Origin of the sequence: Collinsella sp. AM15-2 (genome assembly GCF_003471985.1) — a bacterium.
GTDB lineage: Bacteria > Actinomycetota > Coriobacteriia > Coriobacteriales > Coriobacteriaceae > Collinsella.
The window spans coordinates 1-24,566 of the sequence record NZ_QRKO01000018.1 but is presented as its reverse complement, the minus strand read 5'-3'; the positions used below and the strand labels follow the sequence as shown (position 1 = coordinate 24,566).

At 59.9% G+C, this 24,566-nt stretch carries 24 protein-coding genes; 1 reads left to right on the top strand and 23 read right to left on the bottom strand.

Annotation, left to right across the window (positions count from 1 at the left end):
• Nucleotides 1-123: 123 nt before the first annotated feature.
• Entirely contained in the window at nt 124-654 is a 531-nt protein-coding gene (locus DW171_RS07950) for a nitroreductase family protein (protein WP_117786665.1), read from the top strand.
• 165 nt (nt 655-819) lie between these two features.
• Here the strand turns inward: DW171_RS07950 and DW171_RS07945 are convergent, their stop codons facing one another.
• The 23 genes from DW171_RS07945 to DW171_RS07835 all read right to left on the bottom strand — a co-directional run bounded on the left by DW171_RS07945 (nt 820) and on the right by DW171_RS07835 (nt 24,437).
• On the bottom strand, nt 820-1,494 hold the full coding sequence (locus tag DW171_RS07945; protein ID WP_117786666.1) for a DivIVA domain-containing protein: 675 nt from the start codon (nt 1,492-1,494) through the stop codon (nt 820-822).
• A gap of 61 nt (nt 1,495-1,555) precedes the next feature.
• Nucleotides 1,556-1,801, bottom strand: coding sequence for a YggT family protein (locus DW171_RS07940; protein ID WP_227790178.1), 246 nt, complete (start codon nt 1,799-1,801; stop codon nt 1,556-1,558).
• 57 nt (nt 1,802-1,858) lie between these two features.
• On the bottom strand, nt 1,859-2,581 hold the full coding sequence (locus DW171_RS07935) for a cell division protein SepF (RefSeq protein WP_117786667.1): 723 nt from the start codon (nt 2,579-2,581) through the stop codon (nt 1,859-1,861).
• Between the two features lie 60 nt (nt 2,582-2,641).
• Nucleotides 2,642-3,379: a YggS family pyridoxal phosphate-dependent enzyme gene (locus tag DW171_RS07930; RefSeq protein ID WP_117786668.1), complete on the bottom strand. Its 738-nt coding sequence runs from the start codon at nt 3,377-3,379 to the stop codon at nt 2,642-2,644.
• Nucleotides 3,380-3,498: 119 nt separating this feature from the next.
• Nucleotides 3,499-4,356, bottom strand: a complete 858-nt coding sequence (locus DW171_RS07925; RefSeq protein ID WP_117786669.1) for a PhoU domain-containing protein — start codon at nt 4,354-4,356, stop codon at nt 3,499-3,501.
• Nucleotides 4,357-4,448: 92 nt separating this feature from the next.
• Complete coding sequence (gene pstB / locus DW171_RS07920; RefSeq protein ID WP_117786670.1) at nt 4,449-5,252, bottom strand: phosphate ABC transporter ATP-binding protein PstB; 804 nt, start codon at nt 5,250-5,252, stop codon at nt 4,449-4,451.
• 12 nt (nt 5,253-5,264) lie between these two features.
• The gene (gene pstA / locus DW171_RS07915) at nt 5,265-6,170 is read right to left on the bottom strand and encodes a phosphate ABC transporter permease PstA (protein ID WP_055251684.1); all 906 of its coding nucleotides are present in this window, start codon (nt 6,168-6,170) and stop codon (nt 5,265-5,267) included.
• Between the two features lie 3 nt (nt 6,171-6,173).
• Nucleotides 6,174-7,100 carry a phosphate ABC transporter permease subunit PstC gene (gene pstC, locus DW171_RS07910; protein WP_117757006.1) on the bottom strand — a complete coding sequence of 309 codons (927 nt, stop codon included), beginning with the start codon at nt 7,098-7,100 and terminating at the stop codon, nt 6,174-6,176.
• Nucleotide 7,101: 1 nt separating this feature from the next.
• Nucleotides 7,102-7,938 carry a phosphate ABC transporter substrate-binding protein gene (locus DW171_RS07905; RefSeq protein ID WP_055251678.1) on the bottom strand — a complete coding sequence of 279 codons (837 nt, stop codon included), beginning with the start codon at nt 7,936-7,938 and terminating at the stop codon, nt 7,102-7,104.
• Entirely contained in the window at nt 7,935-8,735 is an 801-nt protein-coding gene (locus tag DW171_RS07900; RefSeq protein WP_118270907.1) for a polyphenol oxidase family protein, read from the bottom strand. The genes DW171_RS07905 and DW171_RS07900 overlap by 4 nt, the downstream gene beginning before the upstream one ends.
• 211 nt (nt 8,736-8,946) lie before the next feature.
• The gene (gene ftsZ / locus DW171_RS07895; protein ID WP_118270906.1) at nt 8,947-10,101 is read right to left on the bottom strand and encodes a cell division protein FtsZ; all 1,155 of its coding nucleotides are present in this window, start codon (nt 10,099-10,101) and stop codon (nt 8,947-8,949) included.
• 199 nt (nt 10,102-10,300) lie between these two features.
• Nucleotides 10,301-11,089 carry a cell division protein FtsQ/DivIB gene (locus DW171_RS07890; protein ID WP_233539140.1) on the bottom strand — a complete coding sequence of 263 codons (789 nt, stop codon included), beginning with the start codon at nt 11,087-11,089 and terminating at the stop codon, nt 10,301-10,303.
• A 424-nt stretch (nt 11,090-11,513) separates the two neighbouring features.
• Nucleotides 11,514-12,425 carry a UDP-N-acetylmuramate dehydrogenase gene (gene murB, locus DW171_RS07885; protein ID WP_118270904.1) on the bottom strand — a complete coding sequence of 304 codons (912 nt, stop codon included), beginning with the start codon at nt 12,423-12,425 and terminating at the stop codon, nt 11,514-11,516.
• A 5-nt stretch (nt 12,426-12,430) separates the two neighbouring features.
• Nucleotides 12,431-13,849: a UDP-N-acetylmuramate--L-alanine ligase gene (gene murC / locus DW171_RS07880; protein ID WP_055286074.1), complete on the bottom strand. Its 1,419-nt coding sequence runs from the start codon at nt 13,847-13,849 to the stop codon at nt 12,431-12,433.
• A gap of 97 nt (nt 13,850-13,946) precedes the next feature.
• Complete coding sequence (murG, locus tag DW171_RS07875; RefSeq protein ID WP_118270903.1) at nt 13,947-15,062, bottom strand: undecaprenyldiphospho-muramoylpentapeptide beta-N-acetylglucosaminyltransferase; 1,116 nt, start codon at nt 15,060-15,062, stop codon at nt 13,947-13,949.
• Entirely contained in the window at nt 15,052-16,413 is a 1,362-nt protein-coding gene (gene ftsW / locus DW171_RS07870; RefSeq protein WP_158571038.1) for a putative lipid II flippase FtsW, read from the bottom strand. The genes murG and ftsW overlap by 11 nt, the downstream gene beginning before the upstream one ends.
• A 167-nt stretch (nt 16,414-16,580) precedes the next feature.
• Nucleotides 16,581-17,987 (bottom strand): UDP-N-acetylmuramoyl-L-alanine--D-glutamate ligase, encoded by a 1,407-nt coding sequence (murD, locus tag DW171_RS07865; RefSeq protein WP_118270901.1) that lies wholly within the window; start codon nt 17,985-17,987, stop codon nt 16,581-16,583.
• A 9-nt stretch (nt 17,988-17,996) separates the two neighbouring features.
• Entirely contained in the window at nt 17,997-19,016 is a 1,020-nt protein-coding gene (mraY, locus tag DW171_RS07860) for a phospho-N-acetylmuramoyl-pentapeptide-transferase (protein ID WP_118270900.1), read from the bottom strand.
• A 3-nt stretch (nt 19,017-19,019) separates the two neighbouring features.
• Nucleotides 19,020-20,444: a UDP-N-acetylmuramoyl-tripeptide--D-alanyl-D-alanine ligase gene (murF, locus tag DW171_RS07855; RefSeq protein WP_117854949.1), complete on the bottom strand. Its 1,425-nt coding sequence runs from the start codon at nt 20,442-20,444 to the stop codon at nt 19,020-19,022.
• Nucleotides 20,445-20,572: 128 nt separating this feature from the next.
• Entirely contained in the window at nt 20,573-22,273 is a 1,701-nt protein-coding gene (locus tag DW171_RS07850; protein ID WP_332068160.1) for a penicillin-binding protein 2, read from the bottom strand.
• Nucleotides 22,274-22,455: 182 nt separating this feature from the next.
• Nucleotides 22,456-22,926 carry a hypothetical protein gene (locus tag DW171_RS07845; RefSeq protein WP_022094483.1) on the bottom strand — a complete coding sequence of 157 codons (471 nt, stop codon included), beginning with the start codon at nt 22,924-22,926 and terminating at the stop codon, nt 22,456-22,458.
• A 90-nt stretch (nt 22,927-23,016) separates the two neighbouring features.
• The gene (gene rsmH, locus DW171_RS07840) at nt 23,017-23,982 is read right to left on the bottom strand and encodes a 16S rRNA (cytosine(1402)-N(4))-methyltransferase RsmH (protein ID WP_006234266.1); all 966 of its coding nucleotides are present in this window, start codon (nt 23,980-23,982) and stop codon (nt 23,017-23,019) included.
• Between the two features lie 20 nt (nt 23,983-24,002).
• Nucleotides 24,003-24,437 carry a division/cell wall cluster transcriptional repressor MraZ gene (locus tag DW171_RS07835; RefSeq protein ID WP_006234269.1) on the bottom strand — a complete coding sequence of 145 codons (435 nt, stop codon included), beginning with the start codon at nt 24,435-24,437 and terminating at the stop codon, nt 24,003-24,005.
• Nucleotides 24,438-24,566: the final 129 nt, after the last annotated feature.

The window sequence follows — 24,566 nt, the reverse complement described above, 5'->3', positions numbered from 1 at the left end:
TGAAGGGACCTTTGGTATCCGTTCGGACACTTTGGCCCTTGATGAGCGTTTGGCTGATTGCTGCTTTGGGTACTCTTTGGGTTACTTTTGGTTTGTTTGATTTTTAATTTTAGGAGGGCTTGTATGTCTTATTTGGATCTGGCTCGTGGTCGGTATTCTTGTCGTTCTTTTGAGGACCGTCCTGTTGAGCAGTCGGTAGTGGATGCCATTGTTGAGGCGGGGCGGATTGCTCCTTCTGCTTGTAATAATCATCCAGCCCGTGTGATGGTGCTGGATACGCCTGAGCTGTTGGAGAAGGCTGCTGCTTGTCAGCCTCGGTTTGCTCGTGATGGGTCCATCTTTGGGGCTCCGCTTGTCTTCCTTATTTGCAGCGTTACCGATGATGCTTGGGTGCGCCCGTATGACCAGATGAATTCCAGTGAAATCGATACGTCCATCGTGTGTGATCAGATGATGATGGAGGCCACCGAGCAGGGCCTGGGAACGTGCTGGGTATGCCATTTTAAGCCTGAGGTGGCAGAGGAGCAGTTCAATCTGCCCAAGGGCGTCTATCCCTATCACATGCTCGTCTGTGGCTATCCCGCCGACCACATCGCCGATCCCGAGCATCGCGAGGCCCGCACTATTCCCCTCTCCAACTTCCTCCTCAAGTAGTTTTTAGACATACCTTAAAATCTACCTTTTACCAAGCGCCCTTCGCCGAGTTCTGTCCTATCGCATGCAGAGCTCGGCGTTTTGTTTCCCAACCCGTATACAGCCACAAAAAAGGAGCCCGCAGGTGCGAGCTCCTCTTAAGGACACTAGATTGTAGCTCTGATGCTAGTCCAGGTCGTCGGCGGCAAAGTTGTCGATCGGGGCGAAGGGATCGGCCACGGGGACAACCGGGTCAGCGACGGGCAGCGGCTCAGCGGGAACAGTCACCGCAGGAGAAGCGGCAGAACCGACCGGCGTGGAGGCCATGAGGTCGGCCGGGAAGGAGTTCTGGGCATCGTCCATGAAGTGCTGGATGAGCTTGAGGTACTCGGCCTTGAACTCCTCGCGGGAAGCCTTGAGACGATCGATTTCCTCGAGCTCGGCCTGCTTCTCGGTCAGAGCCTGGCGGATAACCTCGCGGGCCTTAGCGTCAGCCTCGTTGCGGATACGCTCAGCGTTCTCGTTGGCATCGTTGACGATGGTCTCAGCGGTCTGCTGGGCAGCGATCAGGGCAGCGGAAATCTGACGCTCCTGAGCGGAGAAGTCAGGGGCGGGAGCAGCCACGGGCGCGGCAGGAACGGCCTGAGCGGCGGTATCCTGGGCCTGGGCAAGCTGAGCCTGCGCGTCGGCAAGCTGCTGCTCGGTGGCGGTCAGGCGACCCTTAAGATCAACGATCTTGGCAAGCATGGCGTCAACCTCTGAGGACAGCGTCTCCAAAAAGACGTCGACCTCGGCGGGATCATAGCCGCGCTTGGCCTCAGAGAAAGTCTGAGCCTGGATGTCAGCAGGGGTAATAGCCATAACAAGTCTCCTTTTTCATCGCCTCGGCGCTACACGCCCGATGTAAGTTACAAAGTCAGTTCTATACGAGTATACCTATAAGAAGCTGCAGAACCAGCCTCTGCACCAACTGCAACGCAATAATCGCAACGACCGGCGAAAAATCGATACCGCCCATCGGCGGAATGAAACGACGGAACAGGTTGAGCCACGGACCGCACACGCTATCGAGCACCGCAGCAATATCCTGAAGTAAACCACCCTGCTTCATGGGAATCCACGTCATAAAGCAGTAGACGACAATGAGCGTGGAATAGAAGTTGAACAGCGTGTTGACCAGCTGGACGATAGTGTAGATGTTGATGGGAATCTCCTCGTCTTGTCTTTACTTAAGGTAGCCGTCGGCACGAAGCTTCTTGAGATCGGAATCTTTGACCTCGCAACCGGCGGGCAGCACCATGAACACGCGGTCGCCTACCTCCTTGACCGTGGCGCCCAGACCGCAGGCAAAGCCGTAAGAGAAGTCCAAGACGCGCTTGGCAACTTCGGTGCGTACGCCCACAAAAATCAGTGCGACAGGCTGCTTGGTGCGAACGCGGCGCACCACGGTCTCCACGTCGTCATAGCTCTCGGGGCGCAGAACATAGGCCGGCAGCTGCGGCGTGGCGTTGATGATATTGCTCGCATAGGCCGAGGCATCGCTCGGTGCAGGCGTGGGCGCAGCGGCGGCACGGGCGCGGGTGTTCTCGGCGTAGCTCGACGGCGTGTCATAGGCACCAGGACGATAACCGCTCGCAACGCTGTCCTGCGAGCGCGAAGGCGGGTTATACGTCGTGGCATGGCGAGAGTCATCGCCGACCAGCTGACCGGAGCGCGTATACACGGCAACCGACTCAGCTTCACCACGGCGCGTCTGACCAAGCAGGCCGTTGCTCGGCTCATCTTGGGTGTAGAAGCCCTCGCCCGAAGCACCGCTGTAGCCGTTGTCCTGATAACCATCGTCATAGCCGTCATCGTAGCCGTAGTCGTCGTCCTGGCCATAACCCTGGTCGTAACCCTGCTGGCCGCCCAGGTGCATCTTATTTTTAATCTCGTCAAGGAAGCCCATGGTTGTGTCCTCTCGCGGTTTAGTGCAGGCGCCCCGATAATCAGTGCGCACTTCAGAGCCTTATTTTACTGCAAACTCCGGGCTAAATACTACCCTGCCCAGGCGAACGAGCGTAGAGCCCTCCTCAAGGGCAGGCTCAAAGTCCTCGCTCATGCCGCAGGAAAGCTCAGGCAGGTTCAAATCGGGATGTGCCGCCTCCAGCTCATCCCTCAGCTCACGAAGCCCCGCAAAGGTGCGGCGTGCCACATCCTTATTCCCCCGGGGCGCCATAGTCATAAGCCCCTGCACGCAAATTCCCTCAAGCTCCGCAAGCTCACCCGCGGCGGCGCGAATCTCATCGGGCGAAAAGCCTCCCTTCGACTCCTCACCACTCACATTGACCTCAATGAGCACACGCTGGGGGCCGGCGAGCTCGCCTGCCTTAATCTTGCGGACAGCACGGCTCGAGATCGCCTGCGCCAGATGCAGCGAACCCACCGAGTGAATCAGCTCGGCTGAGCCCAGCACCGCATTGATCTTATTGGTCTGCAGGTTGCCGATCATATCGAAGCGCACCTCGGGCAACTCCGGATGCTCCGCCAGACCCGTGAGCTTGCGAACCAGCTCCTGCGGGCGGTTCTCGGCAAAATGGCGATACCCCGCCTGGATGGCAGCAACAGTCTCATCGACACCAACGGTCTTGGACACGGCAATGAGGCGCGCGTCGTCGTGGGGGCGGCCCGCGTGATCGAGCGCCGCATAAAAACGTTCCAGAATCTGCTCGCGGCGAGCGCGCATCAAGTCCAAATAGTTATCCATTGCCAATCGCCTCCGCTGACAGCCAAACAAGTAGTCCCATGCTAACGCAAGAGCGCGGCCCCGCATGTGCAAGGCCGCGCTCACTTAGGTATTTACAATCTTTCGACGAACGGGGCTAGTTACTCCTCGTCGTCCTCGCCATCGTCCTCGTCCTCAAGATGATCGAGCAGGTAGCGAAGACCCTCGCTGAGCTCGTTGGCGGGCACCTTGGCAACGTAGTGCGCGTCGACGGCGGGCCTCATGATAACACCCTCGCCCGAAGGCACGCGCATGCTCTCGAGCTCATCCTCGTCCACACGGGCGATATCGCCGGCGTTCATGCGCTGACCAGTCAACAGGAAGGTCAGACGGCAAGCGGCATCGATGGAAATCGAAGCGATGCGATCGAGATAGCGCGAAACCATGATGGCGCGGCGCAGGTCGTCATAGTTGCCGTCGTCGTCCATAAAGTCGCCCGTATCCATACGGTTAAAGGTGCGGAAGAACTTCTCGTAGGCGGCGTGCACTGGCTCGTCCTCGACGGCCAGGTTGCAGATGATGGACATGTCATTGGTAACGAGCGCAGAAAGCGAAGAGCCCAGCACCTGGTAAACAGCTTCGGCCTCGGCCTCAACCGTACCGACGAGCTCCTGGGGCAGCGAGATGTCGGCCTTGACCATGTGACGCGTGGCGCGGCAGATCTGGCGAACCTTATCGGTCATGCGCTGCAGGTTAAAGTCGACGTAGATAATCGTCTGCAGCAAGCGGAAGTCGGAGGCGACCGGCGACTGCGTGGCGATCAGGTTGTAGCACACGGCCTCCAAGTTGGCGCAGCGCGCGTCAATCGAAAGCGTGCGCTTCTTGGTCTTGGTGGCGAGCTTGCGGTCGTCGGTCACATAGGCCTTAACGGCATCGTGGAGGGCCAGATCGACGGCCTCGTAGATGCTCAGCATCTCGTGGCGGGCCTCGATGAGCTGACGGGAAAACAGTTTACGCATGGTTCACTCCAATCAGTTGGGTGCGGTCATGCCGCCCGCACAGTGAATACGCACCGGACCAGGTCCGATCGGCTTGGGACTAGTCGCACCGATCAGCCAAAGCGGCCGGTGATATAGTCTTCCGTCCGCGAGTCCACCGGGCTGGTGAAGATCGCGTCGGTTTGACCATACTCGATGAGCGTGGCAGGCTCACCGGCAACTTCCTGCAAGAAGAATGCGGTGTAGTCGCTGATACGAGCTGCCTGCTGCATTGAATGCGTGACGATGATGATCGTCATCTCGGGCGCCAGCTCGGCCATCAAATCCTCGACCTTAGAGACGGACGTGGGGTCGATGGCGGAGCAGGGCTCGTCCATCAGGAGGACATCGGGTTGCACCGCAAGCACGCGCGCGATGCACAGACGCTGCTGCTGACCGCCCGAGAGCGCCAAACCATCCTTGTTGAGCTGATTGGATACCTCTTTCCAGAGGTTGGCGCGCTTGAGCGATTCTTCCACGATGTCATCGAGGTCGCTTTTGCTAGTCACGCCCTGCAGACGAGGGCCAAAGGCGACATTATCGTAGATGGATTTGGGAAACGGGTTGGGCTGCTGAAAAATCATGCCCACGCGGCGACGGAGGTCGACCGGGTCGACGCCCTCGGCATAGATATCGTTGCCGTCGAGCGTCATGGTGCCCTCGACGCGCGTACCCTCGATCAGGTCATTCATGCGGTTGATGCAGCGCAAAAACGTCGACTTACCGCAGCCCGAAGGGCCAATGAAGGAGGTGATGGCGTTTTTGGCGATGTTGAGGTCGAGCCCCGTCAGCGCATGAAAGTCACCGTACCAAAAGTTGAAATCCTTGGCCGTAATGGCCGCTTGCTCCAGCGTGGGAGCGGACTGATAAACGGACATGGGACTCCTTAACTAGCGACGCTTGCGCGACAGGAAGCGCGCAAACAGGTTGAAGGCCAGAATGATCACCATCAGCAAGAGCGCGGTGCCGTAGGCTGCGTTCATGTTGATGCCGTCGTTGGCAAGCAGGTACAGGTGAACGGTCATGGGGCGGCCGGAATCGAGCGGCGAGATAGGTAGATTGATGGCCTGGCCCATGGTGTAGAGCACCACGGCGGTCTCGCCAATGGCACGGCCGATGGCAAGGACAATGCCCGTGGCAATACGGCCAAAGGCAGAAGGAAGCACGATCTTGGAGACAACCTGCCACTTGGTGGCGCCCAGGCCATACGCGCCCCAACGGATATAGCGCGGAACGGCGCGAATGGCCTCTTCGGTGGTGCGCATGACGATGGGAAGCATCAAGAGCGCGAGCGCCAGAGCGGCCGAGACCATCGAAAGGCCCAGACCCATAGCCTCGACAAACAAGGCGTAGCCAAACAGGCCCATAACGATGGAGGGCACCGAGGCCAAAGCGTCAGCAGCGTAGCGAATGAGCTCGACGATCTTGCCCTGCTTGGCGTACTCGGCCAGATAGACGGCTGCCAGCACAGCGATCGGCGTGCAGATAAGCATGGCGAGCGCCGTCACATAGACGGTCGAGACGATCGTGGGCCAAATACCGCCCTCGGCGTTGACGCCCTGGGGCCAACCGAAGATAAAGTCGAGCGAGATGTGTGGCAGGCCGTTGATGACCACGTAGGCGATGATAGCGACCAGCACCAGCGTGGTGATGTATGCCGCGGCACGGAACACGCCAAGCATGATCTTGTTGGACAGGTCCTTGTTGATGCGGCCCTTCTTGCCGTGGGAAAGGGCACGCTTGATGCGCTCGCGCGACGAGGTCGTATCGACCGTCGTGTCAACGGAATCGGACATAGCCTACCCCCTCTTCTTCTTGGAAATCAGACGGACGATGCCCACCAGCGTGGCGGAAATGATAAACAGGACCACGCCCATGCCGAACAGCGCCGAGCGATGCAGACCCGAGGAATAGCTCATGTCGAGCGCAATCTGGCTCGTGAGCGTCGAGATGGGGCTCGCAATGCTGTCGGGAATAACCGGGGCGTTACCCACGACCATGAGCACGGCCATGGTCTCGCCGATGGCACGGCCCATACCCAGCACGATGGCATCCACGATACCCAGCTTGGCGGCAGGTAACACGACCTTATAGATGGTCTGCCACTTGGTGGCGCCCATGGCATACGATGCCTCGCGAATGCCCATGGGAATGGAATTGAGGGCATCGATGGTGAGCGTGGTGATGGTAGGGACGATCATGATGGCAAGCACGAACCACGCCGTCAGCGCACCAAAACCAAGACCACCGGTCAGCTGCGCGATAAATGGACGGATGATGATCATGCCAAAGAAGCCATAGATGATAGAAGGGATGCCGGCCAACAGGTCAACGGCAGGGCTGATGAGCTTGCGCACGCGCTTGCTGGCGATCTCGACCAGATACACGGCCGTGCCCACGCCTAGGGGCACACCCATGGCGAGCGCACCGACGGTCACCAGACCCGAGCCGGCAAGCAGCGACACGATGCCGTAGTGACCCTCAGAGGGCGCCCACGTAAAGCTAAAGAAGTCCGCCAGACCGATGTCGGTAAAGACGGGCAGCGCCGAGTACGTGGTAAAGACAAAAATCAGGATGACGGTAACGACCGCCAAGAACGCGCAGGCAAAGAAGATCCACTGCAGCGCCTTCTCCTTGATATAGGTACTGCGCGATACGAGCGCCAGCTCGCGCTTCTTGGGCGTCTGAACATTCCGCTCAGTCTGGGAGTTTTCCTGTGCTTCCATGCTACTCACTCCCCTTCTCGTCGTTGGTGACGGGGATAAAGCCCGCCTCGCGAATCTGCTTGTCCATCTTTTCGGACGTCACGTAGTCGATGTAATCCTGCGCCTGCTGCGAAGGCGCACCCTTCACAAAGAAGTAAAGGTCGCGTGAGATGGGATAGCCGCCGCTCGCGACCGTCTTCTCGGACGCCTCAACATGATTGACCGAGACGGCCTTGACCGAGGTCTTGGCGTTGAGGCTATCGACGAAGCCCAGCGAAATGTAGCCAATGGCACCGCGCGAACGAGATACCACGTCGCGCACCTGGCCCGTGCCCGAAAGAACGGCCGAGCGGCGATCGAACGGGGTGCCGTCCATCACGATGGTGCGAAAGGCCTCACGCGTGCCGGACGCCTCATCTCGGTTGATGACCTGAATCCTCAGGTCCTCGCCACCGACTTCTTTCCAGTTGGTGATCTTGCCGGCGTAAATATCGCGGAGCTGCTCGGTCGAGAGGTTATCGACCGGGTTATCGTCGTTCACGATGACCGCGATACCGTCGTGGGCAATGACGATGGGAGTCAGGCCCAAATCCTGTTCGTCGGCATTGAGTCCACGGGAGGAGCTGGCGATATCGGCCGTGCCAGCGCTGACGGCTTCGATGCCAGCGGAAGAACCCAAACCGGAAACGAGCACGTCGATGCCGGTCTCCTCCTTAAAGCCCTCTGCCGCAATCTCGGCGATAGGAAGGCAGGTCGTGGAGCCGGCCACAGTAATGGAAGAGGTAGAAGATCCCGAAGAACAGGCGCACAGCGTAAGCGTAAGCACAGCGGCGCTCAGGACCGATACGATCTTTCTCATAGCATCACGCCGATCGCGGCATGGCGCCCACAGGTGCCGTCCTCGTTACGGTAGGAATAAAAGCGGTCGTTCTGACGCACGGTCGAAAGCTGGGTATCCACGATATTATCCGCGTCGACACCGACATCTACCAGCGCCTCGCAAATGGCAGCGGAAAGATCGAGCATGCGAGAGGTACTCGCATCGATCCAAGAGAACTCGGCGGCAAAGCGATCCATGAGCTCCTGGGAAACCTCGTACTCGTCACCCAGGATATGGGGCCCGATATAGGCGGAAACGTCGCTCGCATCGCAGCCGGCAGCATCGCAAAGCGCCTGGCACGCCTTGGCAGAAATACGTGCAATCGTGCCCTTCCAACCGGAGTGCACCACGGCAAATCCGCTGGGGGCCACCAGCACCACGGGAACGCAGTCGGCAAAGCAGAGCAGCACGGGCACGTCATGGGCCGTACAGACGATGGCGTCGCAGCCCTCGGCAATCTGCTCGCGAACAGCCTCAAGATCGTCGGCGCCGTTCGAGGTCACCGCAACGATATGGTCACCATGGACCTGATTGGGAACGAGCAGGTTGTGCTCGCACTCGGCGGCACCCATAGCCTCTAGTGCGCGGCGACGATTTTCCTGAACAGCAAAGGGATCATCGCCAACATGCGAGCCCAAGTTGAGTGAGGAGTACGCATCTTCGGAAACGCCACCGGCGCGCTCGGTGAAGGCAAAGCGAACATCGGGTGTCGCGCCCTCCACCAACGTAACTCCATCATGGTCGACACGCGAAACTTTGTCCGCACGTGCTGCCATACTAAAGCCTCCTAATAACACAAGTACCGCGGCATCGCCGCTACAGCCCGCGTTTATACGGCTGTCATACTTCTCTAAAAGGATACCCGCAGCGGTAGGGACCAAACGTAAAGGGAACGTAAGGAGATTGGAGGCTTTCGTTTACAAACGAGAATCAAAACGGGGTGCATCCAAATGGACACACCCCGTGCAGGTCGTTGAGATAAACGAACTAGAAGCTACCGCGCTTCAGGAAGTCGGGAAGCTCGAACTGATCGTTGCCGAAGTTGGGAAGCTCGGTGCCACCGACGTTGCGGGTCGGAGCGGCCTGAGCCGGACTGGTGGCCGGAACGGTGCGCTGCGGCTCGGCGGAGGCAGCTGCCTTGCTCTGAGACTGCTGAGCAGCAAAGAGCTCGTCCTGACGGTTGACGTTGGAGTCGGAGAAGCCCGTAGCGATGACGGTGATACGCACTTGATCGCCCAGGGACTCGTCGACAACGGTACCGAAGATGATGTTGGCCTCGGGGTCGACAGCGTTGGCGACAACGTCGGCGGCGTCGCTGATCTCCTGGATGCCCAGGTCCTTGGAACCGGCGATGGAGAGCAGCACGCGCGTGGCACCATCGATGGAGCTCTCGAGCAGCGGGCTGGAGATGGCCTGCTGGGCAGCATCGACGGCACGGGTGTCCCCAGAAGAGGTACCGATACCCATCATGGCGGTACCGGCCTGCTTCATGATGGTCTTAACATCGGCGAAGTCCAGGTTGATGATACCGGGGACGGTGATGAGGTCGGTGATGCCCTGGGTGCCCTGGGAAAGGACGCCATCGGCAATCGCGAAGGCCTCGAGCATGGTGGTCTTCTTCTCGGCGATGTCGAGCAGCTTATCGTTGGGGATGACGATCATGGTGTCAACGCAATCGGAGAGGGTCTTAATGCCCTCCTCGGCGCTCTTCTTGCGCTTGCGGCCCTCGAAGGTGAAGGGCTTGGTCACGACGGCGACGGTCAGTGCGCCGACCTCGTTCATCGCGATATCGGCAACGATGGGAGCAGCGCCGGTACCGGTGCCACCGCCCTCGCCGCAGGTGATGAACACCATGTCGGCGCCAGCGAGCGCCTCGGCAATGTCGTCGCGGGACTCATCGGCAGCCTTGCGGCCAACCTCGGGGTTGGCGCCGGCGCCCAGGCCGCGGGTAAGGTCGGTGCCGATGTGCACCTTGATATCGGCATCAGAGATCGCGAGTGCCTGAGCATCGGTGTTGATGGCAACAAACTCGACGCCGCGGATGCCCTCTTCGATCATTCGATTGACCGCGTTGGTACCGCCGCCGCCGACGCCGACCACCTTAATGACGGCAAGGTAGTTGTTGATCTCTGTCTCGTGCATGTCGGTCCTCCGAACAAAGGTTATAGCCATAGCATGGGTCGACCCCTGCGCACATTAACCTTCAGGTTGAAAGTAAATGCAAAGGTAAACCGTATTATGTTTGCACATTATGAACGTATCAGTCAAATAATTGACCGTGAAAACCAAACAAACCAGATAAACGGCGTGGTATGGCCCCTCAACAAAGCATCAACCAGCGCTACGAGGTCGGAGCATTCCTAAATGTGTAGTTGCCCGGAGAGCGCACATTGATATACGTTACGCCCTCTACCTGCGAAAGCAACTTGGTGACTATGCGTTCCTTCTTGGCGATATCGTCCGAATCGCCCAGCGACACCTCAATGCCGTTATTGAGGTTTGCCGAGATGGCTTCGACCGAAGGCGTGGAAATGTCCTTGACTTGTCCCAAGAACTCGCTCGAAAAACCACGCACATAATCCAAGCCGGCCTTAACGGCCTTGGAGCTCACTGCCTGGCCGGAAACCGGAGCGACATCCGCCGAGACATCAGTCAACAACACCGCGCCATAATGCTTAGCGAGCGCCAGCGCGGCATCAATGCCGGTCAGGGTATTTGAGCCCTGCCCTGTCGTGATGACGTTGCCCTGGTCGTCCACTTCGACCGACGTCGACAGTGGGGCGATCCAGGTGTCATCATCCCCGATGGCCCAGGCAAGGTCATCGGAGCTGATATAGGCAATTGCGATGACCTTGCGCTCCATCGGCGTAATGATGAGCGTATGCGGGAACTGACGCTGGACATCCACGCCCGAGACCCACGGGTTCTGCTTGAGGTCCTCGGTAATCTGCTCGGGATCGACGTTAAAAAGCGACGTTCCCTCGGGTAAATCGATCAGCTGGATAGCATCGTGCTTCGTCACATGCTCGCTGCCTTGAATCTGAATATCAGTGGCGGTAAACAATCCAGAGTTAATCACCACGATGGCAACGACGACGAGCACAGCCAAGACGGCCAGAACGCCGCCCACGATTTTGCCTTTGCCTGTAACGACAGAAGCGGCATCTGATGTTTTATTTACCATCGCCCCAAGTGAAGACAACGGGTTGACGCCTTTTTTACTCGAAGGCTTCTTGGCGGTAGCCGGCACCGATGTCAGCGAGCGCGGTTTCGATGCGCCCAGCGTACGACCTGGACGCGGCGCTTTAGCTCCCGTCGAGGGCTTAGGAGTTGCCATGGGACGGGCAGGCTTGACGCCCATAACAGGCTTTGACGTCACCGAGGGACGCGAGGACTTTTTTGCGGCCGGACGATTACCGAGCTGCGAGCCGACGACCGGACGACTGGCCTGTCGAACATGCCCGACAGACTTAGAGTGCGCGACGGTATTGCGTTGAGGTTTGGCAGGCGCGCCGGAACGCCCTCCGGCGCGGCGGAAGGTGGGTTTCGATGCTCTAGAAGCCGAGGAATTTAACTTCCGGTCTGAGCTCGATGCCATACGCCTCCCTCACCTTTCCGTGCACATGTCTGATAACCGCGGCAACGTCATCGGCCGAGGCAGTTCCGTTATTAACGATAAAATTAGCGTGAACGGGCGAAACTTCCGCGCCGCCAATCGAAAAACCCTTTAATCCACAATCCTCGATAAGCTTGCCCACACTCTCATCGGGCGGGTTGCGAAAGACCGACCCGCAGGATGCGCGACCCATGGGCTGCGTACGCTTGCGCCTCGTCAGGTACCGCTCCATGCGCTCGCGAATGTCGGCCTTGGGCGCCGGTTTAAGCTTGAGCACGCACTCGAGGATGATCTCGTTGCGGGGAAGGCTACATTCGCGGTAGCCCCAAGTGATCTCGGACCCCGCATAATGCTTGATACCGGATGCCGGGTCAAACGTTATGACATCCTCAACCAGCGAGCCAATCCACTCGGTCCGTGTGCCGGCATTCATAGATATCGCACCGCCGACCGAGCCAGGGATGCCAACGGCAAACTCAAGGCCCGAGAGGCTACGCGACAGGGCATCGTTGACCAGGCGCGCAAACATCACGCCCGCACCGACCGTCAGCGTACAACCGTCATCGGCAACAACCGTGCGCTGAAACTCACGTCCGAGCGAAATGACGGCACCGCGATAGCCGCCATCGGCAACCAGCAGATTGGAGCCCTTGCCGATGATGACCCACGGCACCTGCTCGCGATCGAGCACCGCCACGGCGCGGCGAAGGGCATGATAGCTATGGCACGTCACAAAGAGGTCGGCCTTGCCGCCGATACGATAGCTCGTATGACGCGCAAGGCGCTCGTCCTCGATCACATCCGTGTCGATCATGCCCGAGAGCGCCATGACGGCGTTAAACAGACCCATTAGACTTAAGCGTCTTTCTTGGCAGTCAGATACTCAATGAACTCGGGACCGACGGTCGTAACGTCACCGGCACCCATAGTGAGCAGCAGGTCGCCCTCGCCCACCATCTGCTCGAGCTCCTGATTAAGCTCAAGACGGCTGGAACAGTACACGACCTCCTTGCCAGGATGCTTGGCGCGCACGGTATCGGCGAGCATCTTAGAGGTGACACCCGGAATGGGCATCTCGCCAGCCGAGAACACATCGATCAGCAGCAGTTTATCGGCATTGGCAAATGCATCGGCAAAGTCGTCGCACAGGGCCTGCAGGCGCGAATAGCGGTGCGGCTGGAACACGACGTCGACGTGCTTGTAGCCCAGCGACGAAGCGGCAGCAAGCGTCGCCTTGATCTCGGTGGGGTGATGGCCGTAATCATCGACCACGGTGATGCCATCGATATCGCCCACGTGGGTAAAGCGACGGCGGACGCCCTCAAAGCTCGAGAGTGCCTTGGCGGCGGCGTCGATGTCAAGGCCCAGGACATGGGCGACGGTGAGCACCGCCGTGGCGTTGAGCATGTTGTGGCGACCGGGATTGCTCTTGATCTCCACAGCGTGCTCAGTGCCGTCCTCAAAGCGAACGATAAAGTCACTCTGGATGCCCTTGACATCCGGGTGCATGCAGACGATGTCGTTGCTCTCGGCAAAGCCGTAGGAAAGCACGTGACGGCCCGTCGACTTGGCGAGCTCGACCAGATGCGGGTCCTCACCGCAGACGATGACGGTGCCGTCCTCGCCCACCAGGCTCATGAATTTGGCGAAAGTCGCCTCGATCTCCTCGATACCCGAGTAGTGATCGAGGTGGTCGGCCTCGACGTTGGTCACAATGACCACGTTGGGGTTCAGGAACAGGAAGGAGCTGTCGGACTCGTCGGCCTCGGCGACAAAGTAGTCGCCCGAGCCGTTCTTGCCGTTCGTGTCATAGCCCTCGACGATGCCACCGATCAGGAAGCTCGGATCCAGACCCATGCGGTCGAGCATGGTGGCGCACATCGAAGACGTGGTGGTCTTGCCATGCGTGCCGGCAACAGCGACGGTGGTGTAGCCGTGGCCCAAAGCAGAGAGCATCTTGGCACGGGGCCACACGGGAATACCAAGCTCGCGAGCGCGCACAAGTTCAGGGTTGGACTCCGGAATAGCGGTGGAGACAACAACCACGTCGGGCTTGACCTCGTCGATCGTGGCGGCCTCATGGCCCACATGCACCTTCACACCAGCGCGGGTAAGCTGGCGGATATAACGTGACGTCTTAAGGTCGGAGCCGGTAACGGCATAACCGCGCTCGTGCAGAACGAGGGCGATGCCGCTCATGCCGGCGCCGCCGATACCGATAAAGTGGGCGCTCTTAAACTCGGGCGCGGAGGTTGCAGTCTGGGAATCAGCCATGTGCTCGTGTACTCCTTGCGTAAACACTGCCTGTAACCCGTTAACTGTACCGCACCTACCGCATCAGCGCGAGGGCGACCGACGATATCCCGTCTAACTAACGCAAACCCTCTACCGCATCCGCCAGAAGAGCGGCGGCCCTATCCTGAGCCAGACCACGTGCCGCCTGACGCATGGCGTCGCGCGCCGCCGCGTCATCGACCAAGTGCAGCAGCTCATCGGCAAAGGCAGAACCGTCGATATCGGCATCGGCGCAGAGCACACCGGCCCCGGCGTCGACCAGATAACGGGCATTGGTGGTTTGGTGGTCGGCCGTCGCATGCGGATACGGCACGAGCACCGAGGGCACGGCGAGCGCAGCGATCTCGGCCACGCTCGATGCGCCCGAACGCGAGAGCACCAAATCGGCAGCAGCCAGCATATCGCCCATGTTGTCGATATAAGGCTGGACGCGGTAACGCTCCGCCTCCTCGGGCGTCAGCGCCAAAGCGCGCTCGGTCTCCTCAAAGCCGTCGGCACCCGTCGAATGCAACACATAGAGGTTCTTGCGCGAAAGCAGCTCGTTTTTGAGCGAAACCACGCGCTCGTTGAGGTGCTGGGCGCCAAGTGAACCGCCAAAGACGAGCAGCAGCGTAGCGTCCTCGGGAACGCCAAGCGCCTTGCGGCCGCGAGCGCGATCGCCCTCGATTACCGAGCGACGTACGGGGTTGCCGGTCATGAGCACGTGGTCAGGGTCACCTTCGCGCTCAAAGACCGAACGCGCTGCCGGCACCGAGATGCACACGCGGGCGGCGTGGGAGTTCATCATCTTGTTGGCCAGGCCCGGAACAGAGTTCTGCTCATGCAGCAGATACGGAACGCCTGCGCCCTTGCACCACCCCAGCAGCGGAACCTCGACATAGGCACCAAAACCGATGGCGGCATCGGGCTTGCCGACCTTTGAGAAATGACTGGCGAGCGCACGCTTGGCCTTGTTGACACGCCACAGCGAGGTCAGCGCCGTCCAAGGACGGGAGCGGTCGAAGCCCGTGACCGTAATGGGCACAAAATCAAACCCAGCCTCGGGGACCAGACGACCCTCGAGCTTGCGCGACTGGCCCACGAACACAACGTGGTGGCCACGGTCACGCAGCTCTTCGGCCAAGGCGAGCGCGGGGTTGATGTGTCCTGCCGTGCCGCCGGCTGCAATAGCAACGGTCATCTTATCGGTCATGGTAGTCCCTTCGTACACGCGGTCCCTGGTCGTCGGTGCGCAGACGCGCCGACGGGTCCGAGTTCAAATCGATTCGATTATATCCGCCGCCCGCGTTGCGAGGGCTGGGGCGCTGAGGACGACCTTGCGGCGCCGTTCGCTGACGCGGGCGGGCTGCCAGCTCGGTCGCAGAGCCATCCAGGACGGTAAAACCGTTACGCGAAGATCGCTCGCCGCGCACGTGGGGCACGCCGGCGGTACTCTCATCCATAACGGCAAAGCTCTCGCGGCGACGGTCGTACTCATCGCGACGGGCGCTCTCGTACGAAACGCGCAGGACCAACCCGGCAAGCATAAGCGACACAATAATCGACGAACCGCCGTAGCTAATAAACGGCAACGGTTTGCCCGTCATGGGAAACACGTTGAGGATGCCCAGCGCGTTAATCAAAAACTGCACCGCGAGAATGACCGCGGAGCCAGACGCCATAAGCGCGCCCCGACGATCGGTCGCCTGCTCGGCAATGCGAAACGCCGAGTAGATCAGCATCGCAAACACCAAGAAGAACAGCACGGTTCCGACAAAACCGACTTCCTCGCCAATGATGGCCAGGATGTAGTCATTGTGCGCCTCGGGCAGATACGAGTACTTCATGGTTGAGTTGCCGATGCCACGGCCGAACAGACCGCCCGAGGCAAAGGCCATGATGGCAAGCGTGGCCTGATAGCCGTCACCATACTCGTCGGCCCAAGGGTTCAAGGCAACCTGAATACGCACCATACGGTACGGCTCTGCGACAAGCGCAATCACGATCACGAGAATGCCGAAGATTAGCACGCCGATGATAAATCTGGGGTCGAGACCCGCAAACAACGCCATGCACATGAGGGTCAACAGGATGATCAGGACAGTACCGAAATCGGGCTGTATAAAGATCAGAAAGAGCGAAATGCCCAGGTAGATGCCCATCTTGCGAAGGAATTCGTTGATGTTGCCACCGGGCGAAAAGAAGCGATCAAGCATGATGGCCGAATACGCAATGGCAAATGGCTTTAAAAACTCGGAAGGCTGGAACTGAATACCGGCGATGTTGAGCCAGCGCGTGGCGCCACGGCTGCCGCTGCCCACCAAGAACACCAGAAGCAGTAGCCCCATCATGCCGATGAGGAAGATCCTGAGCACATCCTCCCCAAACCAGCTGTCCGGCAAGATGCGCACGATGGCAATCAGCGCCAGAACACCGACCACGGCAAACGCGGCCTGTCGACCCAGAAAAAACGTCGCCGAGCCATTCTCGTGCAGCGCCTCGACCGAAGACGCCGAGTACACCATCAGCAGGCCAAAGCACACCAAAGTAAACAGGCAGGCCATGAATATCAAACGGGGGCGCATGATACGGGCGGGAACGCCGGCAATATAGCGTTCGCTAAACGACTGCCCGCCGCGGCCGGAACGCGGTGTTATGCGCCGCGAGGAAGCACGGTCCGAGTCGGGCCTCCTCATACCTTGTCGGGGGCTCTCCTCTCTCACCGCAACCCCTATTCCATTTGTGATTTCGCTGCAGCGGCAAGCTGGGCCACGTAGTCCTTAAACACGCGGCCGCGCTCCTCATAGCCCGAGAACTCATCGAACGAAGAGCAGGCAGGGGAAAGTAAGATCACGTCACCACGGCTCGACAGCGAACGGGCGACGTCCACGGCGTCGCGTAGGTCATCCGCCTGGGCGATATCCACATCGCCATCGACATCGGCCTCGTCCATAGCGGCGGTGAAGCGCTCACGCGCATCGCCAAAGCAGACGACCGAGCGCACGTTGTCCATAACGACGCGCGCGAAGTCCGTGAGCGGCGTGCCCTTATCGTGGCCGCCGAGCAGCAAGATCACATCGTCATCGGGAAATGCCGTCAGGGCCTTCTCGACCGCATCGGTGTTGGTCGCCTTGGAATCGTTGACGTAGCGCACGCCGTCAATCTCGCCACACGGCTCCACGCGGTGCTCGAGCGGCTGGAACGAGGCCAGACCGCGGCAGACGCCATCGACATCGGCACCGACTGCCAGGGCAGCCGTGGCAGCGCACAGGGCATTGATAACATTGTGATGGCCCGAGATCTTGAGCTCGGATGCAGCGATGAGCGGGGTCTCGACGCCCTTCAGGCGCACGACCATCTTGCCGTCGCGCACAAAGGCGGCATCCTCGCCCTCGGGCTCGTCAAAAGCGACCTTGCAGATGCGACGACCCGGCGTGTAGATGTACTCATCGAACTCGTGAATGCCGGCGTCTTCGACGTCGACAACCGCCAGATCGTCATCGACCATATTGTCAAACAGTTTGACCTTGGCAAGCGCGTAGTTCTTATGGCTCTTATGCCAGCCCAAGTGGTCGGGAGTGATGTTGAGCAGCACCGCCACGCGCGGGTGGAGCTCGGTGGTCGTAGCAATCTGATAGCTCGAGAGCTCAGCCACAAACCACTCGTTGTGGGCTCGGCCGTCAATCTCGTTGACCGGCGGCTCGCCGATGTTGCCGACAGCAACGCTGGCCTCGCCGGCAGCCTTGAGCAGATAATCAGTCAGCGACGTGGTGGTCGTTTTGCCGTTGGTGCCAGTGATGGCAATCCAGTTATCGGGCGACAGGCGATAGGCAAACTCGGGCTCACCCATAATCTGGGCGGCATGCTCGCGCCCGGCCTTAAAGAAGCCCGAGAACTCCGAGATGCCCGGGCACGTCACGCATACGTCATAGGCGCCCTCGACCTGTTCGGTCCCATAGACAAACGACGCACCAGCAGCCTCGAGCGCACGTGTGGCGTCATTGGGCTCAGAGGTGCCGCCGCCATACACGGTAACGGCACTTACGCGCTCGGGATGTGCCAGCGCCCAGCGGGCGACATCGAGACCGGATTTGCCCTGACCCAAAACGAGCAGGCTAAAGACATCAGCAAGAGGCATGAAAGACCACTATCCCAACTGGAAGAACAAAGCAAGGCCAACGGCACCAAAGGCCGCAGCGATAATCCAAAAACGGATGACGACCTTGGTCTCGGCCCAGCCCTTCTTTTCGAAATGATGATGGATGGGCGCCATAAGGAAGACGCGCTTGTGCGTAAAGTGGAAGTAGACAACCTGAATCATGACCGACAGGGTCTCAACGATAAACAGGCCGCCGATGATGAGAGAGACGACCTCGGTGTTGGTCATGATGGACGTGCAGGCAAACGCGGCGCCCAGGGCAAGCGAGCCGGTATCGCCCATAAAGATGCTCGCCGGATAGCAGTTGAACCACAGAAAGCCCAAGCAGGCACCGGCACACGCGGTGCAGAAGATGGACAGGTTCACGTCTCCGTGCAAAAACGCCATCGCAGCCATGGCGAGCATGGCGATCATGGAGGTGCCGCCAGCAAGACCGTCAAGGCCATCGGTCAGGTTCACGGCATTAGAAAGACCGGCGATCATCAGCCAGCAAAAAACAATGTAGAGCCACGGGAACGAAAAGCCGCAGATGGTGGTCGAAAGCACGCCGAGGTCGATCGTCAGGCCGCCGGGAAAACGAATCTCGGGGGCGACGCCGCACCAGTTGACGGCAAGTACCGTAAAGGTGACACAGATAATGGTTAGGCCGATCATCTTGGCATGAGGCGTCAGACCGAGCGAGCGCCCATGCGTAACGGAGGTCAGGTCGTCGATCAGGCCCAGCACGCCGGTCGCCAGCGTGGCGAGCAGCACAAGCACGAGCTCGGTGGTGAGCTTGCCCATCAGCAGGCAGGTCAGCGAGATCGCGACGAGGATGACAACGCCACCCATGGTGGGCGTTCCCTGCTTAACCAAATGACGCTTGGGGCCGTCGGCACGAACCTGCTGGCCGATACCCTCGACCTTGAGCAGCTTGATCCACCACGGCATGAGCAGCAGCGCAATGGCAGCGGCGATGCCAAGCCCCAAAAAAGCCTGATACGTTGGATACGAGGGATTGCCGAACATGGGCTAGCACACACCTTCCACAAAGCGGTCGAGCTCAACAAAGCGGGAACCCTTGACCAGTACAACATCATGTTTTTCAAGCGCGCCGCCCATGCGTTCGAGCACCTGCTGATAATCGGAGAACACCTGGATGCGGTCCTCGTCCATACCCATCATGCGCGCGGCATCGGCCATAAGCTGGGCCAGCTCACCACCCACGCACGCCAGCATGTCGAGCTTCTTGGCGGCGGCATAGGCGCCCACGAGCTCATGCATGCGAGGAGCCTCATCGCCCATCTCGCCCATCTCGCCCAGAATCGCCATGCGAGACCCCGTGCACGAAAGCGAGCACAGCAGATCGAGGCCGGCTGCCATCGATTCGGCGCTGGCGTTATAGGAATCGTCGATGATGCGTGCACCGCTCTTGGCGCGCTTGATCTCCTGGCGGTGCCCGGTGATCGTGAGGCCCCTAAAGGCAGCATCGATCTGCTCGGGCGTCACGCCCAGGCGATAGGCAACCGCGGCGGCCTTAACGGCATTAGGAACGGACTGCACGCCGGGGATGGCAAGCATGGTATCGATTGTCTCGCCCTGACCAAAATCGAGCGTAAAGACCGGACGGCCCTCGTCATCAACGCGAACGTCGCGGGCGCGGACCTCATCATCGTCAGAGACACCGGCCAGCATCACGTCGATACCAGCAGGCTGGGCGAACGTATCGCGAATGAACGGCGTAAAATCGTCCTCGCCGCCCAAAACCAGCAGCGGCAAATAGTCGCCGGCGGCGCACATGCCCTGGACAATCTCGGCTTTAGCGCGGGCGATGTTCTCGCGGCTGCCCAAAATGCCGATATGAGAGGTGCCGATCTTGCTCACGATGGCAAGGTTGGGATTGGCGGACTGGGACAGGCGCTCGATCTCGTGGAAATGGTTCATGCCCATCTCGAGCACCAGGACCTCGGTATCGGCCGGAGCGGAAAGCACCGTGAGCGGCATGCCGATCAGGTTATTGAAATTGCCCTTGGTGGCCCAGACACGATAGCGCTTGGCGAGCACAGCGGCGAGAACGTCCTTGGTCGTCGTCTTGCCGATGGAACCGGTAATGCCAACGACCAGGCAGCCAAGCTCCAGGCGATACACGTGCGCCAAACGCAGCAGAAACTCCTCGGGATCATCGGTCAGCAAGATGGCACAGCCCTTGTCCTGCGCCAGCGAGACCAGCTCGGCCTCGGGCTCACGCGTCATCACGACGGCGCCGGCACCCGACTGGACGGCACGGGAAGCAAAATCATTGCCGTCGACGTTTTCACCGGGAAAGGCGACGAAAATCGTCCCTTCCTCGACCTGGCGCGAGTCGATAACGCACCCGCGGCATACCCGATCGACTTCTCCCGTCACGGTTCGGGCCCCTGTTGCGGCCGCGAGGTTGTTGACGGCGATCTCTATCATTGCAGCTCCCCTGTAAACCTAAATAATGCTATCGGCGTATTGTATCCCAGCGCCGCGCATGCGTGGTGCAGGGCATGTGAACACCCCTCATATGGGACAACAAACCACGCCCCAAAGATTGTAACCCCCTACTTCGTGTGCGGGATACCCAGCACGTCGAGCGCGTTGGCCATAATGGACTGGAACGGCACCGCAGCGGCATCTGAGCCGCTCGGCGTTCCGTCGAGCGTGATATAGCACAGCACCTTGGGCGATTGTGCCGGTGCAAAGCCCATAAAGGACGACATGTAGTTCTCCTTGAGGTAGCCGCCGTTCTCGTCGGCACGTTCGGCCGTACCGGTCTTACCCGCCACGTCATAGCCGTCAACCGCGCCGCCAACGCCCGTTCCCTCCGACACGACCGTCTGCATGCACGATGTCACCTGGGATGCGGCGTCCTCCGAAATCGCGCGCTCGCCTTCGCCCCAGTCCTTCTCGTCGCCTTTGCTGGACTTATAGAAGTGCGGGGTCATCATCACGCCGCCGTTGGCGATGCCGCCCACGGCACGTGCGATCTCAATCGGCGAGACAGACAGCGCCTGTCCAAAGCTCATCGAGCCCAGCGTGGCGCCGTCATACTGGTCACGCTCCTTGACGATGCCCAGACTCTCGCCCGGAAAATCGACACCCGAGCTGTGACCGATGCCCCACTTGTCCACATAGGCGGCAAAGTCGTCGGCACCGATCTTGCGCCCCACCAGGACAAATCCCACGTTGGACGAACGGCGCATCATCTCGCGCACATCCATGGTCATGGCGTAGTCGCGCTTGTCGGCATCGGTGACGGTATCGTCGCCCACCTTGATGCTCGCCGGCACCTCAAACGACGTACTCGACCGCACGACGCCCAAGTCGAAGCCGGCGCCCGCCACGAGCGTCTTAAAGACCGAGCCGGGCTCGTAGGCGTCGGTGACCAGGCGCAGGTTCATATCCTCGGTCTTGGCGTTTTCCAAATTGGTCTGGTCGTAGGTCGGATACGAGCAGGCTGCCAAGATCTCGCCTGTCGTAGGATCGGTGACCAGCGCCGAGCCGTTCTTGGCCTTTGTCTTCTCGACAGCCTCTGCCAGGGCATCCTCGGCCGCACGCTGGATATTGACGTCGAGCGTCGTCACGATATCAACGCCGTCGACCGCAGCCACCTTTTTATAGGCACCGCCCGCGATATAGCTGCCGTCCCTCGCGCGCTCGCGTACGAGAGAACCGTTCGTGCCGGTCAGAAGCTTGTTGTATTGCTTTTCGAGACCCGTCAAGCCGTCGTTGTCTACATTCACTACACCCAGCACCTGCGATGCCAGATTGCCGTATGGATATACGCGCTTCATGGCCTGCTCAAAAAGCACGCCGGGCAGGTTCTTCTTCTCCAGCGCCGCAGCGTCGTCTTCGTCCACCTGGCGCTTGATATACACCCAGGTTCCATCGGACTCAACGAGCTTACGGCAGGTCTTTTTATCGATTCCAGTTGCCTTGACCAGCGCCGACACCGTCTTGTCAACATCCTCGACAAGCTGGGGGTTCACGGCGATGTTGCGACATTCGACCGACGACGCCAGCACGTTACCGTTGCGGTCGTAGATGGTGCCACGTTTGGCATAGAGGGTCTGCGCAAGCAGGCGGCGCGCATCGGCACGCTCGCGCAGTTTATCGGCTTCGACAATTTGATAGTCGGCAAGGCGAAAGACGCCCAAGCCCAAGCCAAGCCCAATGAAGCCCATGACGGCTTTGCGGCGAGGCAGAGGCGTGCCCGTGAGCCATTCGGTCGACGAACTCTTGCGCGACCTGGTGTTATGCACTTGAGGGCCGCCCGAGCCGCGAAGTCGCGACGCCGGGTCGTTGCCACGGGACTGCCCGGCGTTGTAAGATTGCCGACCCGTTCCTTGATAACCAGAACGTCCCCGCGACGAGGGACGTCCAGAACCGCGGCCCCCATCGGAACCGCGGCGATAGTCATTTGTCATACTCAGCTACCGTCTTGCTACTGAGCGGTCGCGGTCGCGTTGGCGCCCGCGGCTGCATCCTGCGAAAAGTCAAGTGTAACGCTCTCGCTGGGCTCCACCATGCCATAAGCGCCCGCAAGGTCGCGAATACGCGTGTCGGCGCCATAGACCGAATGCATGACCTCCAGGTCGGAGCTCTCATCGGTCGCCTTTTCGAGCGTGTTGGTAAGCTCGGCGTTGCTGTTGAGCACCTGGGCCGTAACGCCGGCGAGCGCCACGCGGGCGACGCCGATCGTCATGAAGATGGCCGCAATGATGCAAAACGTTTTAAGAACGCTCATGAAAACCGGGCTTACCGCCTGGTTTGCCTGACGGCCCGCGCCCGTGTAGACATCAAAGCGCGGCGTGCGCTGCTCACGGGGAGCAACGGGGGCCTGCGGCGTCTCACGATAGGCGGGCATGGCGTTCATATCATAGGCGAGTGCTGCGCTTGAAGTGTTGTAGCCCATGATATGCCGCCTCCCATCCCGAGTACGTTGGTAGTGTGTTTAAGCTTCGTTTATGGTGCGAGCGGGAGGTCCAATATCGCGCGGTCGTGCCTACAGACGCTGCGCCACGCGGATTTTGGCTGATCTCGCCCGAGGGTTGCGCTCAACCTCATCAGGCTGGGCAACCAAGGGTTTGCGGGTGATGACCTTGAGTATCGGCACGTTGCCGCACACGCACACCGGAATCTCCGGCGGACACGTGCACCCCTGGCTCATCTCCTTAAAGTGGTTCTTTACGATACGGTCCTCGAGCGAGTGATACGAGATGACGCAGATACGTCCGCCCGGGTTGAGCCACCTGGTGGCGGCATCAAGCCCTCGTTCGAGCACATCGAGCTCGTGATTGACCTCGATGCGAATGGCCTGGAAACTTTTCTTGGCCGGGTGTCCGCCATGCCGACGAGCGGCAGCCGGGATACCTGCCTTGATGATCTCGACAAATTGGCCGGTGGTTTCGATCGGTTCTTGCTCGCGGCGGCGCACGATCTCGCGCGCGATCTGCGAGGCGAACTTCTCTTCGCCGTAGACGCGTAGAATCCGGGCGAGGTCGTGTTCGTTATAGGTGTTGATGACCTCAGCTGCGTTTAAGGTGTTATTACCCGGATCCATCCGCATGTCCAATGGGGCGTCCTCGTTATACGAAAAGCCCCTGCCAGGGATATCGAGTTGCGGCGACGAAACGCCCAAATCGAACAGGAAGCCATCGACCCCGGGCACCTCGGCCGAGCAAAGCAGCTCGTCCAAGTCGCCGAAGTTGCCCTTCAGCAGCTGGTGCGGAACGCCGGGAACCTCGCGGTCCAGACGGGCGCCAGCGGCCTCGAGGGCCATGTCGTCCTGGTCGACGCCGAGCAAAAGGCCCGTCTCCCCCACCTGCGCGGCCATCTTTACCGAATGGCCGGCACCGCCAAGGGTGCAATCGCAGACAACGGAGCCGCTCTTTAGCCGCAGCGACTCAAGCACTTCGCCGAGCATGACAGGTTCATGCCGATATTCTTGTGTCAAGATCCCACGCTCCATCCGTTACCCGTGCCTTGCCCTTACGAGAAGAAGAGGTCCAGCAGGGCCTCATCGTCATCGTCCTCATCGGCCGCGGCGCGATCCCAAACCTCAAGGTGGTCGTAGTTGCCCACAACCGTGACCTCGCGGTCGAGGTTCGCCTGCTTGCGGAGAGACTCGGAAAGACCGATACGACCGGCGCTGTCCACGTCCATCGACGTGGTGCGCTTGTTGATCGCCCTCATGAGCTTCTGGTCATTAATGTCACGCGGGTTAAAACCCTCGTGGCCCTCACGACCCGCGAAGAGTCCTTCGACCCACTTATCGAAGGCCTCGGCAGAGAACACGTACAGAGCATCGACATCCAGGGCTTTGAACACGCGAACGTGCTCTCCAAGCTCCTCGCGAAGGGGTGCAGGCAGGGACAGACGACCTTTTGCATCGAGATTGCGCTCGTATGCACCAGTCATTCCCATGTGCGCCCTCCCCTCGGTTACTCAGATGGCACGTACGCGGGGAACCACCCCGCCTGTCGACGTCATTAATAATATGGGGAACCGCCCCATTTTTCAACACCTTTCCCCACCCCTTCCCCCACCCCGCCC